A 379-nucleotide genomic window follows, 5' to 3' on the forward strand; every position below is an offset into this window, starting at 1 on the left:
TCCACAAAGCGCGAGGGATTATCTTTATTGAAAAGCAGCCAGACCCGCGCACGCGCGCGCGTCAACGCCACATATAACAAACGCCGCTCTTCAGCGTCCGGAAAATCCTCAACCTGAGGAAAAAGCGCACTTTCCATAATGGATTCTCGCGCCGGGGCGGGGAAACCGTCGTTACCCTCCTGCAATCCGACAAGAATCACGTAATCGGCCTGTTGGCCTTTGCTGGCATGGATAGTCATGAAATCTATCTGTAACTTCGGCCAGCGAGTCGCCGCTTTTTGTAGACTCGCGGGTTTCAGATGGTGATAGCGCGCCAGCACCAGGATACGTTCATCCTCCTTCGCATAGCCGGATAATTTATCCAGTAACGCGTCCAACT

1 protein-coding gene is annotated in these 379 nt (G+C 53.3%); it reads right to left on the bottom strand.

Annotated elements, in window-relative coordinates; all coding sequences use genetic code 11:
• Nucleotides 1-379: 3'-5' exonuclease (locus ACEWB7_RS18780; RefSeq protein ID WP_411581199.1), on the bottom strand; the 379-nt coding region annotated here is incomplete at both ends.

Source organism: Acinetobacter sp. NIOH-H-8 (assembly GCF_046635365.1).
In the GTDB taxonomy this organism is placed as follows: domain Bacteria; phylum Pseudomonadota; class Gammaproteobacteria; order Pseudomonadales; family Moraxellaceae; genus Acinetobacter.